Source organism: Bacillus sp. FSL W7-1360, assembly GCF_038592975.1.
Classification (GTDB): Bacteria; Bacillota; Bacilli; order Bacillales; family Bacillaceae_D; genus Shouchella; species Shouchella lonarensis.
This window is the reverse complement of sequence record NZ_CP151950.1, coordinates 625998-639779: the sequence shown is the minus strand read 5'-3', so window position 1 is coordinate 639779 and position 13782 is coordinate 625998. Positions and strand designations below refer to the sequence as shown.

The 13782-nt window shown below is 45.0% G+C and carries 10 protein-coding genes; 4 read left to right on the top strand and 6 right to left on the bottom strand.

Annotated features, from left to right (window positions below; all coding sequences use genetic code 11):
* Window positions 1–26 precede the first annotated feature (26 nt).
* Window positions 27–1070: a cytochrome c oxidase subunit II gene (gene coxB / locus NSQ26_RS03190; protein WP_499719114.1), complete on the bottom strand. Its 1044-nt coding sequence runs from the start codon at window positions 1068–1070 to the stop codon at window positions 27–29.
* Between the two features lie 293 nt (window positions 1071–1363).
* On the opposite strand from coxB, the gene NSQ26_RS03185 reads away from it, so the two are divergent.
* Complete coding sequence (locus tag NSQ26_RS03185; RefSeq protein ID WP_499719971.1) at window positions 1364–2275, top strand: COX15/CtaA family protein; 912 nt, start codon at window positions 1364–1366, stop codon at window positions 2273–2275.
* 247 nt (window positions 2276–2522) lie between these two features.
* Here the strand turns inward: NSQ26_RS03185 and pyc are convergent, their stop codons facing one another.
* A complete protein-coding gene (gene pyc, locus NSQ26_RS03180) occupies window positions 2523–5975 on the bottom strand; it encodes a pyruvate carboxylase (RefSeq protein WP_499719113.1) in 3453 nt (1150 codons plus the stop codon).
* A 138-nt stretch (window positions 5976–6113) separates the two neighbouring features.
* The gene (locus NSQ26_RS03175; protein WP_090775945.1) at window positions 6114–6395 is read right to left on the bottom strand and encodes an Fpa/YlaN family protein; all 282 of its coding nucleotides are present in this window, start codon (window positions 6393–6395) and stop codon (window positions 6114–6116) included.
* Window positions 6396–6544: 149 nt separating this feature from the next.
* Between NSQ26_RS03175 and NSQ26_RS03170 the strand changes: the two genes are divergently transcribed.
* Window positions 6545–7057 carry a peptidyl-prolyl cis-trans isomerase gene (locus NSQ26_RS03170; protein WP_499719112.1) on the top strand — a complete coding sequence of 171 codons (513 nt, stop codon included), beginning with the start codon at window positions 6545–6547 and terminating at the stop codon, window positions 7055–7057.
* 5 nt (window positions 7058–7062) lie between these two features.
* Here the strand turns inward: NSQ26_RS03170 and NSQ26_RS03165 are convergent, their stop codons facing one another.
* Window positions 7063–8397 (bottom strand): PhoH family protein, encoded by a 1335-nt coding sequence (locus NSQ26_RS03165; protein WP_090775943.1) that lies wholly within the window; start codon window positions 8395–8397, stop codon window positions 7063–7065.
* A 158-nt stretch (window positions 8398–8555) separates the two neighbouring features.
* On the opposite strand from NSQ26_RS03165, the gene NSQ26_RS03160 reads away from it, so the two are divergent.
* Window positions 8556–8714, top strand: a complete 159-nt coding sequence (locus NSQ26_RS03160) for a YlaI family protein (RefSeq protein WP_499719111.1) — start codon at window positions 8556–8558, stop codon at window positions 8712–8714.
* Window positions 8715–9010: 296 nt separating this feature from the next.
* Window positions 9011–11011, top strand: coding sequence for an alpha-helical endospore appendage domain-containing protein (locus NSQ26_RS03155; RefSeq protein ID WP_499719110.1), 2001 nt, complete (start codon window positions 9011–9013; stop codon window positions 11009–11011).
* 251 nt (window positions 11012–11262) lie between these two features.
* Here NSQ26_RS03155 and NSQ26_RS03150 read toward each other — a convergent pair whose 3' ends face one another.
* Together NSQ26_RS03150 and typA are read right to left on the bottom strand one after the other, a co-directional pair.
* Complete coding sequence (locus NSQ26_RS03150; RefSeq protein ID WP_499719109.1) at window positions 11263–11601, bottom strand: YlaH-like family protein; 339 nt, start codon at window positions 11599–11601, stop codon at window positions 11263–11265.
* Between the two features lie 35 nt (window positions 11602–11636).
* A complete protein-coding gene (typA, locus tag NSQ26_RS03145; RefSeq protein ID WP_499719108.1) occupies window positions 11637–13475 on the bottom strand; it encodes a translational GTPase TypA in 1839 nt (612 codons plus the stop codon).
* Window positions 13476–13782 lie beyond the last annotated feature (307 nt).

The window sequence follows — 13782 nt, the reverse complement described above, 5'->3', positions numbered from 1 at the left end:
CCAATAGAAGACCCTCCTTTACTTAATTAATACGGTTTATCTGCCCCACGCACTTGGAGTGAACGCAAATACTCGATTAAGGCATCCATCTCTTCATCATTAATCTTTCCGTCAAACGCAGGCATTTTATTGCCTTGTTTTAATGACTGTGGATCTTTAATCCAATTTGCCAGTTCTTCGTCACTCTCAATATCAAGCACTCCAGCAAGCGTCTTTCGGTCACCAAAGTTTGATAATGCTGGTCCTGTTCCCAGCCCTTCGCCACCGACTGCGTGACAGCTAATACAGCCTTTATCCTGAAATACGTCATATCCCGCCTCTGCGTTCACCGCTGTTTGCTCTGCTTCAACCCCTTGCATATCTGCTACCCATGCATCGTATTCATCACGTTCAAGCGCAATGACTTTAAAGTCCATCAACGCATGCGATGGTCCGCATAGCTCCGCACATTTTCCTTGATATACACCGGGTTTCTCTGCTTGAAGCCATAAAGCGTTCGTCACACCTGGGATTGTGTCAATTTTCCCACCAAGCGCCGGTACCCAAAACGAATGAATGACATCTTCCGCGTTCAATTCGAAAACGACCTTTTCACCGACAGGGATATACACTTCTTGTCCTGCCGTAAACCCTTCTCCTACATAATCGAACTGCCACCAATATTGATGCCCAGTTACATCTATGTATACCGAACCTTCATGTTCCTCTGGAACTGCATTCACGTGAAATTTAAACGTTCCGCTCACTGTTGGAATGAATAAAATGATGAGCAAAATGACCGGAATGACTGTCCATGTAATTTCCATTGCCATATTCCCATGTACTTGTTTCGGTAAAGCATCATCACCGTCTTTTCGACGAAATTTCACAAGAATCATAAAGAAAATCACAAATACAACAACAGAAACAAAGGTCATGATAACAAGTGATAAAATCATATTATCATAAATCCATTTTGTTGCTGGTCCTTTTGGATCAAGCGCAGTTAAATTCTCTTTTCCTAGACACCCTGTCAACACGAACAATAAGAGTGTCATCGGCAGAAAACGCCACATGTGTTTCCTAAACATGTCTGTCCCTCACTTTCTTTTTTCCTTTTGATTATAACGCAAAATGTCGACGGTTTCATCAGATTTCACATGTTCACACGATCTTCACATTTCTCACCGTCAAAAAAAATTCGCACACAAAAAATTGACTTTTGCCCCTTGTTTTCCTTAAGATTAGGGAGAGTCGGTGGACGTCCTTTTTACTTTACCACATTTTCCGGCAACTTTACAGACATTCATACACGATTGTGTATGATGATTGAAATACTCGTATCATTATCCACGTAGCTTCTTAGAAGGAAAGGTGAATGAAATTGCATAAAGGTTTAAAACGCTTAGGCGTGATCACCTCTTTAGGTGTTTTACTTGTCCTTATACAAGGTGCACTTGTCACAAAAACTGGTTCTGGTGAAGGGTGCGGTAACACGTGGCCCCTTTGTTTCGGCGAAGTCATTCCCATGGATCCTCCGCCAGAAACGGTGATTGAGTTTTCTCATCGGCTCGTCGCAGGAATTGTCGGTATGCTCGTCATTTTAATGGCGATTTGGTCTTGGCGGCGTTTAAATCACTTGGCTGAGACAAAATTTTTTGCACTGATCTCTGTCTTTATGATTATTTTTCAAGGACTGCTTGGTGCGGGCGCCGTCGTGTTCGGTCAATCAAACCTTATCATGGCCTTACATTTCGGCTTTTCTGCCCTTTCGTTTGCTTCCGTCGTTCTTTTAACGCGACTTGCCTTTGAAGACGGCCATTTAACTAAACAGTATGTCCCGACGGTCACAAAAGCATACAAGTGGTTTGTCATTCTCACCACCGTGTATACGTATGTCGTCATTTATACAGGCGCATATGTCAAACATACCGGCGCAACCCTTGCTTGTAGCGGTTTCCCGCTTTGTAACGGTGAATTATTGCCTTCACTTACAGGCGGGGCAGGGGCACAAATTGGTGCACAAGTCTTTCACCGTGCCGCAGCGATCACGTTATTCCTACTCTTGGTCATCTTATTCATTTGGACGATGAAGACATTCCGTCACATGCGCGTCCTTTCTGTTTGCGCGTGGCTTGCACTCATTCTTGTCATTGGACAGGCTGCTTCTGGTATTTCTGTCGTCTTTACACTGAATGAGTCGTTGACACTCGGCATTTTCCATGCATTGCTTATTTCATTGCTGTTCACTGTGCTTTGTTATATGGTGATGCTTGTGACGCGGAAATCACGATGAAACAACAATACCCCGCCTCCACTTTAGATGCGTTGAAGTGGGGAGCGGGGTTTTTGTTTGATATTTTTCTAAAATAGTAATAATTTCTTTGCGACTGCAGCAGCTTCTTTGCTACGTTGTAACTGCAACCATTACGATTTGGACTGTGCATCATAAAAAAAGACCGCCCCACAAAGTCATCAAAAATGACCTTGTGGACAGCCTTCTTTCTAAAAGAATAGCTTTCAATGCGAATACCCCTCACACCCTACTCCACCTCAAGCTCAATCAACAAATCACCTGTCGCAATCGCTTCACCATCGGCAACATGGACTTTTTTAATCTTGCCGTTCACCGCCGCTTGGACGGTTGTTTCCATTTTCATCGCTTCCGTAATCATTAAGTGCGCACCTTTTTCGACGACATCGCCTTCTTTGACAAGTGCTTTAATGACCGTTCCTGGCATCGACGCGCCAATGTGAGATGGATTGTTCTTTTCAGCCTTTGGACGCACCGTCACTGCCGTTTTGACGTCTGCATCGCGGATCACGACTTCACGCAGTTGACCGTTCAGCTCGAAGTAGATGATGCGTGTGCCGTCCTCTTGTGGTGCAGAAATAGACACCAGTTTTACGATCAACGTTTTCCCTTTTTCAATTTCGACCTCAATTTGTTCGCCTTCGCGCATCCCGTAAAAGAAGGTTGGTGTATCGAGCACAGATACATCACCGAACTGCGCTTTAAATTGCTCGTAAGCCATATATACTTTCGGATAAAGTGCGTAAGAGAGCAAGTCTTCACGCGTCACACTGTGCGAGAGCTTCTCTTCTAATTCCTGTTTCATCGCCTCAAAATCAACCGGGGGCAACGCTGCGCCAGGTCGTCCTTCTATCGGCTTTTTCCCTTTTAAGATAATGTCTTGTAGTCGTTTCGGGAAGCCACCATAAGGCTGACCGAGGTGACCTTGGAAAAATTCGACGACAGAGTCAGGAAAGTCTAAGCTGTCTCCACGTTCGTACACATCTTCCTCGGATAAATCGTTTTGCACCATGTATAACGCCATGTCGCCCACAACTTTTGATGATGGGGTTACTTTCACAATATCGCCGAACATGTTATTCACCGTGCGATACATATGCTTCACTTCATGCCACCGCTCAAATAAGCCGACTGCTTTTGCTTGTTGCTGTAAATTGCTGTATTGACCGCCCGGCATTTCATGTTCATACACTTGGGTGTGTGGGGCGTTCATGCCGCTTTCAAAGCCATGATAAAATTGGCGTGTTTCAAACCAAAATTCATCTAGTTGCTCGTATGCAGCAATATCGACTTTCGGCTTACGCGCCGTATCATTTAACGCATAATACAACGTGTTCGCGCTCGGTTGCGACGTGAAGCCGGCCATAGAACTCACCGCCACATCAACAATATCAACGCCAGCATCAATTGCACGCGCATACGCGAGCACACCGTTTCCACTCGTATCGTGCATATGCAAATGGATTGGGATGGATACCGTCTCTTTTAATGATGCGACCAGTTGATATGCGGCTTCAGGTTTCAAGAGACCGGCCATATCTTTAATCCCTAAAATGTGCGCACCAGCTGCCTCAAGCTCGCGTGCCATTTTTTTATAATAGGAGAGATCATATTTCGTCCGATTTTTATCTAAAATGTCTCCTGTATAACAAACAGCTGCCTCGGCTACTTTGCCACTTTCGCGCACAGAGAAAATCGCTGGTTTCATCGCTTCCACCCAGTTTAAGCTGTCAAAAATACGGAATACGTCCATACCAGCTTCCGCTGAAGCTTGTACAAACTCATGAATGACGTGATCCGGATAGCTTGTATATCCAACACCATTTGATGCGCGCAGCAACATCTGGAATAAAACATTCGGCACTTCTTTCCGCAGCGTCTTTAAGCGCGCCCATGGATCTTCGTGCAAGAAACGCATCGCCACATCAAATGTCGCCCCGCCCCACATCTCCATTGAAAACAAGTTCGGAAGTAAGTGCGCTGTCGGTGCGGCAATTTTTTTCAAATCATGTGTCCGCACACGGGTCGCTAAAAGTGATTGGTGAGCGTCACGGAATGTCGTATCCGTCAATAACACTTCTTTTTGCGCCCGCACCCAATCGACCAGCCCTTCCACACCATGTGTGTCAAGCACTTGTTTCGTCCCCGCTTGTGCGCGCTCAGAAGAAGGAACTTTTGGCACCGCCGTCTGGTGGAAACGTGGCTTAGCCATTTTTTCTAAACCAGGATAACCGTTTACGACGGTCTCGCCGATAAAAGTCAACATTTTCGTGCCACGGTCTTGGCTTTTTGGAAACACGAATAGCTCAGGTGTTTCGTCAATGAAGCGCGTATTGTAATTGCCATTTAAAAAATCGGGGTGTGTGACGACGTTTTTTAAGAAAGCAATATTCGTTTTAATGCCGCGTATCCGGAACTCTTGTAAATTCCGCACCATTTTCTTCGCTGACTCAGCAAACGTCAATCCCCACGTCGATACTTTTACTAACAATGAATCGTAATGAGGGCTAATAACCGCCCCTTGAAAACCGTTCCCTGCATCTAGGCGGACCCCAAAACCACCACTCGAACGATAGGCATTGATCCGGCCTGTATCAGGCATAAAGTCATTAGCAGGATCCTCCGTTGTAATGCGCGACTGAATTGCATAACCGAAACAAGCAATGTCTTCTTGTTTTGGCACGCCAACTGATGTACTATGCAAGGCTTGTCCATCGGCAATTTTTAATTGCGTTTGAACGATGTCAACGCCCGTAATCATCTCTGTAATTGTATGTTCCACTTGCACACGCGGGTTTACTTCAATAAAGTAAAATGATCCATCATCCGTCACGAGAAATTCGACTGTTCCCGCATTCATATAATCCACATTTTTCATCAACTTTACTGCCGCATCACAAATGTCTTGCCGCACCGTTTCGCTCAACGACACACTTGGTGCAATTTCCACCACTTTTTGGTGACGTCGTTGCACAGAACAATCGCGCTCATATAGGTGTACTAAATTGCCTTCTGCATCACCGATAATTTGCACTTCAATATGTTTCGGGCGAGACACAAATTTTTCGACATACACTTCATCATTGCCAAATGCCGATTTTGCTTCTGACTTTGCGCGTTCGTAACTTTCTTGTAACTCTTCAGCTGCCCATACAATTCGCATGCCGCGTCCACCGCCACCGAGCGACGCCTTGATCATAAGTGGGTATCCATGCATAGCGGCAAATTGTTCGACTTCATCTAATCCGCTTACAGGGCCGTCGCTACCTGGAATGACTGGCAATCCTGCTTTGATCGCTTGCGTACGTGCTTCAATTTTATCACCAAACATATGCAGGTGGATGAGTGCTGGACCAACAAAAATGATACCTTCTTCCTGACACCTTCTGGCAAATTCGATATTCTCTGACAAAAATCCATATCCTGGATGGATGGCATCCACATCATGCAATTTAGCTACTTCAATGATGCCTTCGATATCAAGATACGCAGCAATCGGTTTTTTCCCTTCACCGACCAAATACGCTTCATCCGCTTTGTAACGGTGAAACGCCCCTGTATCTTCTTTTGAATAAATCGCTACTGTCCGTATGTTTAATTCTGAACAAGCCCTGAAAATCCGAATCGCAATCTCACCACGATTTGCGACAAGCACTTTTTTTATCGTCTGCAACTGACTCATGGTTGTCTCCCTCCTGAGCTCTATCTCTATGTCACTAAAGAAAAACTTTTGCAGCAATCACAAGACGGTACGCGACACCGCTTCATCACCTGATCATTCATAAAACAAGCCGGGAACAGAAAATAATGCCCGACTCGTTTATTTCTTTACAGACCCTTCGTGTAACAATGCCAATTTGCGTTCTAATTCATGCAAAATATTTTTTGCTTTTTCTTCCTCTACTAGCCCGAGACGAATGGCGAAATCAATCTCTCGTGACAAGCCAAACATCCGTGTATCTAACACCTCTTCATAAAGAGGACATTGCGGCATTGTTAAATTTTCCAACTGCACTTCGATTAGCTGACGAATTTTTTCAGCATCTTCCTGCAACAGGGCATAGGCTTTTTCCCCCTGCTTTGTGATCGCATCAATCCTCAAGGTGTCGCCTCCTCACCTAAATGTACTTGCTTCTTCCATAGTATCTGTATTCTGCTTAAAATGCAATCCTTTTGGCATGCACAATCGCACAATTATGCTATAATGAAAGCGCGCCCGATTTTTATACTAACATAACCGGAGGAGTCATCATGCAAGAATTTGTATTTTTTATTACCGGCAAAGTGAAAAAGCCCTTAACAATTGATCCAAGTGTATGGATTTTCGATGAACGGAAAATAGACCTAAAAAAAAGTTTCGATGAGACGTTGCTCACATCTGAAGAACCTCATCTAAATACATATACAAAAGCGATTTCTGCCCAGTGGGATAAAGAAATCACTGAAGGCGCAACGCCTCCTAATCCGAACCGTGACACAAACCGCATATCATACGATCGTGATTCACTTGAAACTGGCTCGTTTGCGATGCCACTTGCCCCATTCTTTCAAAAAGCTTCGCCACATGACAACGCCACAAACATTGAAATCGAAACACATACAGAAGAAAAATGGACATTCACACGCGAACAAGCGATGCAACTTGTCGCTGCTTTTTGCGAAAATGGAAAACCATTAAAAGAGGACGGACCGATTCATCTATACATTGCAGATGGCATCACGCGCGCGCCGATTCGCCATGTCGCCCGCATTTCTTTTATTTAAGCCGGTCATAATAAGTCGGCGGCAAGTTGTGCCAGTGTGGATCGTTCTCCTTTTACAAGCTTGACATGCCCGCTTAATGCTTCTTCCTTGAATGTTTCCACTGCATACGTTAACCCATTCGTGTACTCATCCAAGTATGGGTGATCAATTTGTTCCGGATCACCCATTAAGACCACTTTACTACGCTCTCCGACACGCGTTAAAATGGTTTTCACTTCATGCTTCGTTAAATTTTGCGCCTCATCAATGATCATGTACTGATCGGGCATGCTGCGACCGCGAATATAGGTGAGTGCTTCAATTTGAATGGCACCCATTCCTGATAAGATGCGGTCTAACTCTACCTGTTTCTTTGTTCCAAACAAAAAATCTAAATTATCATAAATTGGCTGCATCCACGGTCGTAACTTCTCTTCTTTCTCACCAGGTAAATAACCAATATCCTTCCCAAGTGGCACAAGTGGCCTTGTCACGACCATTTTCCGATAAGCATGCATGTCCTCTGTTTGAAATAAGCCCGCTGCTAAAGATAACAACGTTTTTCCAGTACCCGCTTTCCCAACGAGCGTTACTAGTGGGATATCTTTGTTTAATAACAGCTCAAGCACCATCTTTTGTTGGACATTTCGCGCCTGGATTCCCCAGATTGCTTCATCCCTCCCGGTGACGGGTGACAATGTTTGTCCCAAAGCATCAACTTTGGCTAACGCGGAACTTGATCGCTTCAGTGGGTCTTGTAATAGTAAAAATTGATGCGGATAACAAGACGACACGACGTCACGGGTTTGTAACGTACGGGTTTGGAATAATTGTGTCAACATTTCAGGATCGCTCTCTACATGCACATATCCCATATACCCTTCATCTTTTTCCACAATACGCTCATTCAAAAAGTCTTCACTTTGTAAATCAAATGCATCTGCTTTCACACGGACAATCGCATCTTTACTAACTAAGATGACTTTTCTACCTGCAGCTTTCTCATTTTCTTCTAATTGCAAATTTAGGGCAACTGCGATAATTCGGTTGTCATTCGTTCGATCCGCAAACGCGTGTTTTAAATGGTGAAAAGAGCGATGATTCAGTTCGATTCGAATAAACCCACCACGGTCTAACAATACGCCTTGATGCAATTTCCCTCCTTCTCGCAACTGGTCGATCATCCGAGCAATTCGTCTGGCATTATGTCCAACCTCATCCATTTGTCGCTTCTTTGCATCTACTTCCTCTAGCACAATTGCTGGGATCACAACTTCATGTGGCTGAAATTGATAAATTGAGGATGGGTCTTGCAATAGTACACTTGTATCCAAAACATAAATTCGTTTTGCTTCATCCAATGGCTAATCCTCCCTTTGCCTACTTGAGTCAAGCCCTTTATCATTAACATATGTACAAAGTGATGACACTAGACTTCACCGATAAACATTTCTTTTTTCAGCTAGATTGTTTAAAATAGATATATGACTTGCATGGACAACGAAAGGAAGGTCATCTAATGCGTGTAAAATGTGTGCTATGTGACAAGATTGAAGAAATTGCTGACTTTTCACCTCTAGCAAAAAAACTCCGGAATCGACCGATCCATACATTTATGTGCACAAATTGTCAAACGCGTATTACACAAAAAGTAAACAACTCTAAAAATCGAAAATAACATTTATCTGAGGCTGACCTAAAATCCCTTAAAACACCAGGAGACTGATTAACGTTGTGATGTTTAATCAGTCTTCCGGTGTTTTTTATCATAAGAAAATGTTTTTTAGAGATTTCCGTTGCAGAAACGACAGGGCTCTCGCACTGTAACACTTACACAAAGAGCAAAATTAATTATCTTTCTTTTCGAATAAATAACAATTAGCCCGAACCAAAAAAAAAAAAAACATACCCTGAATTAAACTAATAATTGCCCCTATATATAGGGAGTCAAAATAATGAAAAGGATGTGTGAACATGTCTCAACCAAGCATGCCAAATTTCACGCCCAATATTACACTCGACCGCGATGATGTCGTCAATTTACTGCTCGCGTCAATCGCGATGGAGGAAATGGGCTTGGCGCACATTATTAATGCGGAAGGAGAGAAAATTCAGTACGCTCTTGGAACATTGAATGGTCTTACTGGTCCACCAGCGACACTACAAGAAATTCTAGCGATCAACGAAAGTGCTGCAGACATGCTTGACACGATTTTCAAGAAAGAAATTATTCTTGAATCGAAAATGAAATCTGCTGCGAACATTCCAACAATGATTGGACCGACTGGAGCGACCGGGGCGACCGGGCCTGCTGGGAGTGTGATCGGTGTCAATGACATTCTCCCTGATGGTGCAGGCAATGTCGTCCTCACCATTGGCGATATTCCAGGCGGCATTGTAAACATCAACGGCATTACTGCCGCACCAGATGGCAGTTTAACACTAGATGCTGAGGATGTCGGTGCTTTTCCGTATGATGAAGTGCCTTCTGGAAGTGATTTAGATTCGTTTATTACAGAAGGTGTATACAGCTCTGAAGGGAATGCAGGCGGACCTGTGAACGGTCCACTCGGGTTTACAAGCCCGATATGGACATTGTATGTTTCTATCATTACCCCAGGACCGACAACATCGATTTTACAACTACTCATCGGCAACCCAACCATTTATGTACGAAGCGCGACCGATGACACAGGCACAACTTGGAACCCTTGGGAAGAACTTGGCACACAAGGACCGACCGGACCAACGGGAGCCGGCGTTACTGGCGCTACCGGCGCTACCGGCGTTGCTGGCGCGACTGGCGTTACTGGCGCTACCGGGGTGACCGGCGCTACTGGAGCCACTGGCGTCACTGGAACTACCGGCGTTACTGGCGCGACTGGCGTTACTGGCGCTACGGGAGTCACTGGGGCAACCGGCGTTACTGGCGCTACAGGAGTCACTGGGGCGACCGGCGTTACTGGGGCGACCGGGATTACTGGAGCCACTGGCGTTACTGGCGTTACTGGCGCTACAGGAGTCACTGGGGCGACCGGGATTACTGGGGCGACTGGGATTACTGGAGCCACTGGCGTTACTGGCGCTACAGGAGTCACTGGGGCGACCGGCGTTACTGGGGCGACCGGGATTACTGGAGCCACTGGCGTTACTGGCGTTACAGGAGTCACTGGGGCGACCGGCGTTACTGGGGCGACTGGAACCACTGGCATTACTGGACCTACTGGCGTCACTGGACCTACCGGACCTACTGGTGTTACTGGACCTACCGGACCTACTGGCGTCACTGGACCTACCGGACCTACTGGCGTCACTGGACCTACCGGACCTACTGGCGTTACTGGCGCGACTGGCGTTACGGGGGTTACTGGAGCCACCGGACCTACTGGACCTACCGGAGCTACCGGGGTCACTGGCGCCACTGGCGTTACCGGCGCTACTGGGGTCACTGGCGCCACTGGCGTTACCGGTGCTACTGGGGTCACCGGCGCTACTGGACCTACCGGAATCACAGGACCTACGGTAATAGGTAATAATGCTATATACTCAACTCAAGCAGTTCCAAATCCTTTTCCAAATAATACTACGGCTTTAACTACTGTTACAGTTACAGAGGTAGAAAATAATGGTTTTGGGATCACTCTTTCGACAAATAATCAGAACATACTCCTACAACCTAACAGCCTATATTTTATTGCTTTTTCTCTTAGGATAAATATGAATAGTCCAAATGCACTTGTCGACTTTTCCGAAGGGCTTTTATATTTAAATGGTAATCCAACACGACTGAACCCTTTCTTTTATAAGCCTGAAACTACGGGTACTGGACCGAGAGCCATTTCTCTGATAGATAGTGGGCTGATCAGGACTGGAGTTGGGGCATCATCAATAGAACTTAGGATAGCGGCGGTCACAACGTCGACTCTTAATATAAACACTGCAAGAAGTATGATCAATATTTTTCAGATAATTTGAATAATATTGTGCACAACATTCTGATCAATAACTAATTACGTTACTAATTTGCTAGTAGAAATGAAGTTACAGCGGGCTATGCTAAAACCCCTGAAACAACAGAGCACTGAATGACATTTAATAAGTGCTCTGTTGTTTTTTGAGTGACAGTTTCTTATCTCTATTTTCCTCAAGATCATGTACGAACAATTAACACGGTATAAAAACGTTTGGAGCTTCGTCTCTAGTGGTTTGACTTCTTACGAAAGGCACTAATCATTTTTCTTCTTTTCGTCCCCTTTACGATGCAAATGCAGTCGGAATCGGTAAATCCCGAGGACGACCGCTGAAATTGCAAGAACAGCGATGATTGGCGCGCCGAAAATAAACTCCAAAAACCAAAGGAAAAAACTTCCTAACACTAGCATCGTGTACACAATCAGCCTCTTTAGTAGTGGTAACTTTCGGGCAAAGCCTAAGTGAAAGACAAGCATTGTTAAAGCGACTGTTAAAATAAATGCCCAAAACCCAATCCATGGATTTTCCTCGGTTGCTTGTAATAACCAAGGCAACGTTTTACCTGATGTCGTTCCTGCTGCTACAAAAGACAAGTCTCCTCACCTACCTCTCTGTTGCTACTACGTCATTAGTCCTGTGCGGCAATCTTTCGGCGCTTTTCATCACGCTCGCGTTCTGACTTACCTAAAATTTTCTTCCGCAAACGAATTGACGCTGGCGTCAGCTCACAATACTCGTCGTCGTTTAAATACTCCAATGTTTCTTCCAGTGTCAAGATGCGTGGACGCTTCATCGTCACCGTTTGGTCTTTCGTTGCCGAGCGTACGTTTGTTTGTTGTTTCGTCTTTGTAATGTTGACAGTCAGATCGTTTTCTCGCGTATGTTCGCCAACGATCATCCCTTCATAAATCTCTGTCCCAGGTTCTAAAAAGATCGTCCCGCGGTCTTCAACACCAATGATGCCATACTGCGTCGCTTTCCCTGTTTCCATAGATACAAGCACACCTTGACGTCGCCCGCCAATCTTGCCCGCAACAACAGGCTGATAGGAATCAAAAGAATGATTGATGATCCCGTATCCGCGTGTTTGTGTTAAGAACTCTGTCGTATAGCCAATTAAGCCACGTGCAGGCACGAGAAACTCTAAGCGTACTTGTCCGCTTGCTGTGTGCGCCATATTGACGACTTCCCCTTTACGCTCTCCAAGCGACTGCATGACGGCACCTTGGTATTCTTCCGGTACATCAATTTGTACCCGCTCAACGGGCTCACACTTGACACCATCAACCTCACGGACAATGACTTCCGGTTTCGATACTTGTAACTCGTATCCTTCTCGACGCATGTTTTCAATTAAAATCGACAAATGTAGCTCCCCACGACCTGAAACCACCCAAACATCAGGTGAATCCGTTTGTTCAACGCGTAAGCTCACATCTGTCTCTAATTCTGACAATAACCGCTCCTCTAACTTACGGCTCGTTACATATTTCCCTTCGCGCCCGGCAAACGGTGAGTTATTCACAAGAAACGTCATCTGTAACGTCGGCTCATCAATGCGCAACAGTGGCAGCATTTCTTGATGCTCAAGCGGACATACTGTCTCGCCAACATTAATTTCCTCCATACCTGATACGGCGACAAGGTCTCCTGCGCGCGCTTCTGAAATTTCGATTCGCTTTAAGCCTAAGAAGCCAAACATCTTTGTGACGCGGAACTGTTTGACACTACCATCAATTTTCATCAGTGCCACTTGTTGACCGACTTTCATTGTCCCGCGGAAAATTCTGCCGATCCCGATCCGTCCAACATAGTCGTTGTAATCGAGCATCGTCACTTGAAACTGTAAGGGTTCCTCACTATTATCAATCGGTGCTGGAATATGGGAAACAACCGTCTCAAACAACACATGCATGTTTTCATCTTGACGCTCAGGATCAAGTGACGCTGTGCCATTAATTGCTGACGCATAAACAACCGGGAAGTCCAGTTGATCTTCATCTGCACCTAAGTCAATAAACAAATCAATCACTTCATCGACCACTTCATTTGCCCGCGCAGCCGGACGATCAATCTTATTGACGACAAGAACAGGCGTTAATTTTTGTTCCAATGCCTTCTTCAATACAAAACGCGTTTGCGGCATACAGCCTTCATATGCATCAACGACGAGCAATACGCCATCGACCATTTTCATAATACGCTCAACTTCACCACCGAAATCAGCGTGACCTGGAGTATCCATAATATTAATACGCGTCTGATGATAATCAATCGCTGTATTTTTAGCTAAAATGGTAATGCCACGTTCCTTTTCAAGTGCATTCGAGTCCATTGCCCGCTCTTGCACCGTTTCATGCTGGGCAAACGTGCCCGATTGCTTCAATAATTCATCCACCAATGTTGTTTTCCCGTGGTCAACGTGGGCAATAATGGCGATGTTGCGTAAATCATCACGTAAAGTCATACATTTCTCTCCTTCTCATTCCAGAGATCAGAATTAGACGACCAAGAAATTCGAGAGAAAACATTGACGAAACCGCATCTATGTTTTGTGTGCCGATCTTGGTAGCTATGTTCCGATCTGATATGCTGATTACCAGCAGCTGTGTTCTGTACTTTGGACAACTGTACAATTATAGCATAAAGAGCGCTCGTTGCCTATTTTACTCGTCATCGTTTTTCCATGCTTTAAAAATGTTTCGCTTTTTGTCACACGATCACCTTTCACTTTTCCTAATAAACATGTACACTATGAACGAGGTTACTTCAAA

Coding starts and splice junctions, on each gene's coding strand:
- coxB (WP_499719114.1), bottom strand. CDS start 1,070: ATGTTTAGGAAACACATGTGGCGTTTTCTGCCGATGACACTCTTATTG.
- pyc (WP_499719113.1), bottom strand. CDS start 5,975: ATGAGTCAGTTGCAGACGATAAAAAAAGTGCTTGTCGCAAATCGTGGT.
- NSQ26_RS03170 (WP_499719112.1), top strand. CDS start 6,545: ATGCAAGAATTTGTATTTTTTATTACCGGCAAAGTGAAAAAGCCCTTA.
- NSQ26_RS03160 (WP_499719111.1), top strand. CDS start 8,556: ATGCGTGTAAAATGTGTGCTATGTGACAAGATTGAAGAAATTGCTGAC.
- NSQ26_RS03155 (WP_499719110.1), top strand. CDS start 9,011: ATGTCTCAACCAAGCATGCCAAATTTCACGCCCAATATTACACTCGAC.
- typA (WP_499719108.1), bottom strand. CDS start 13,475: ATGACTTTACGTGATGATTTACGCAACATCGCCATTATTGCCCACGTT.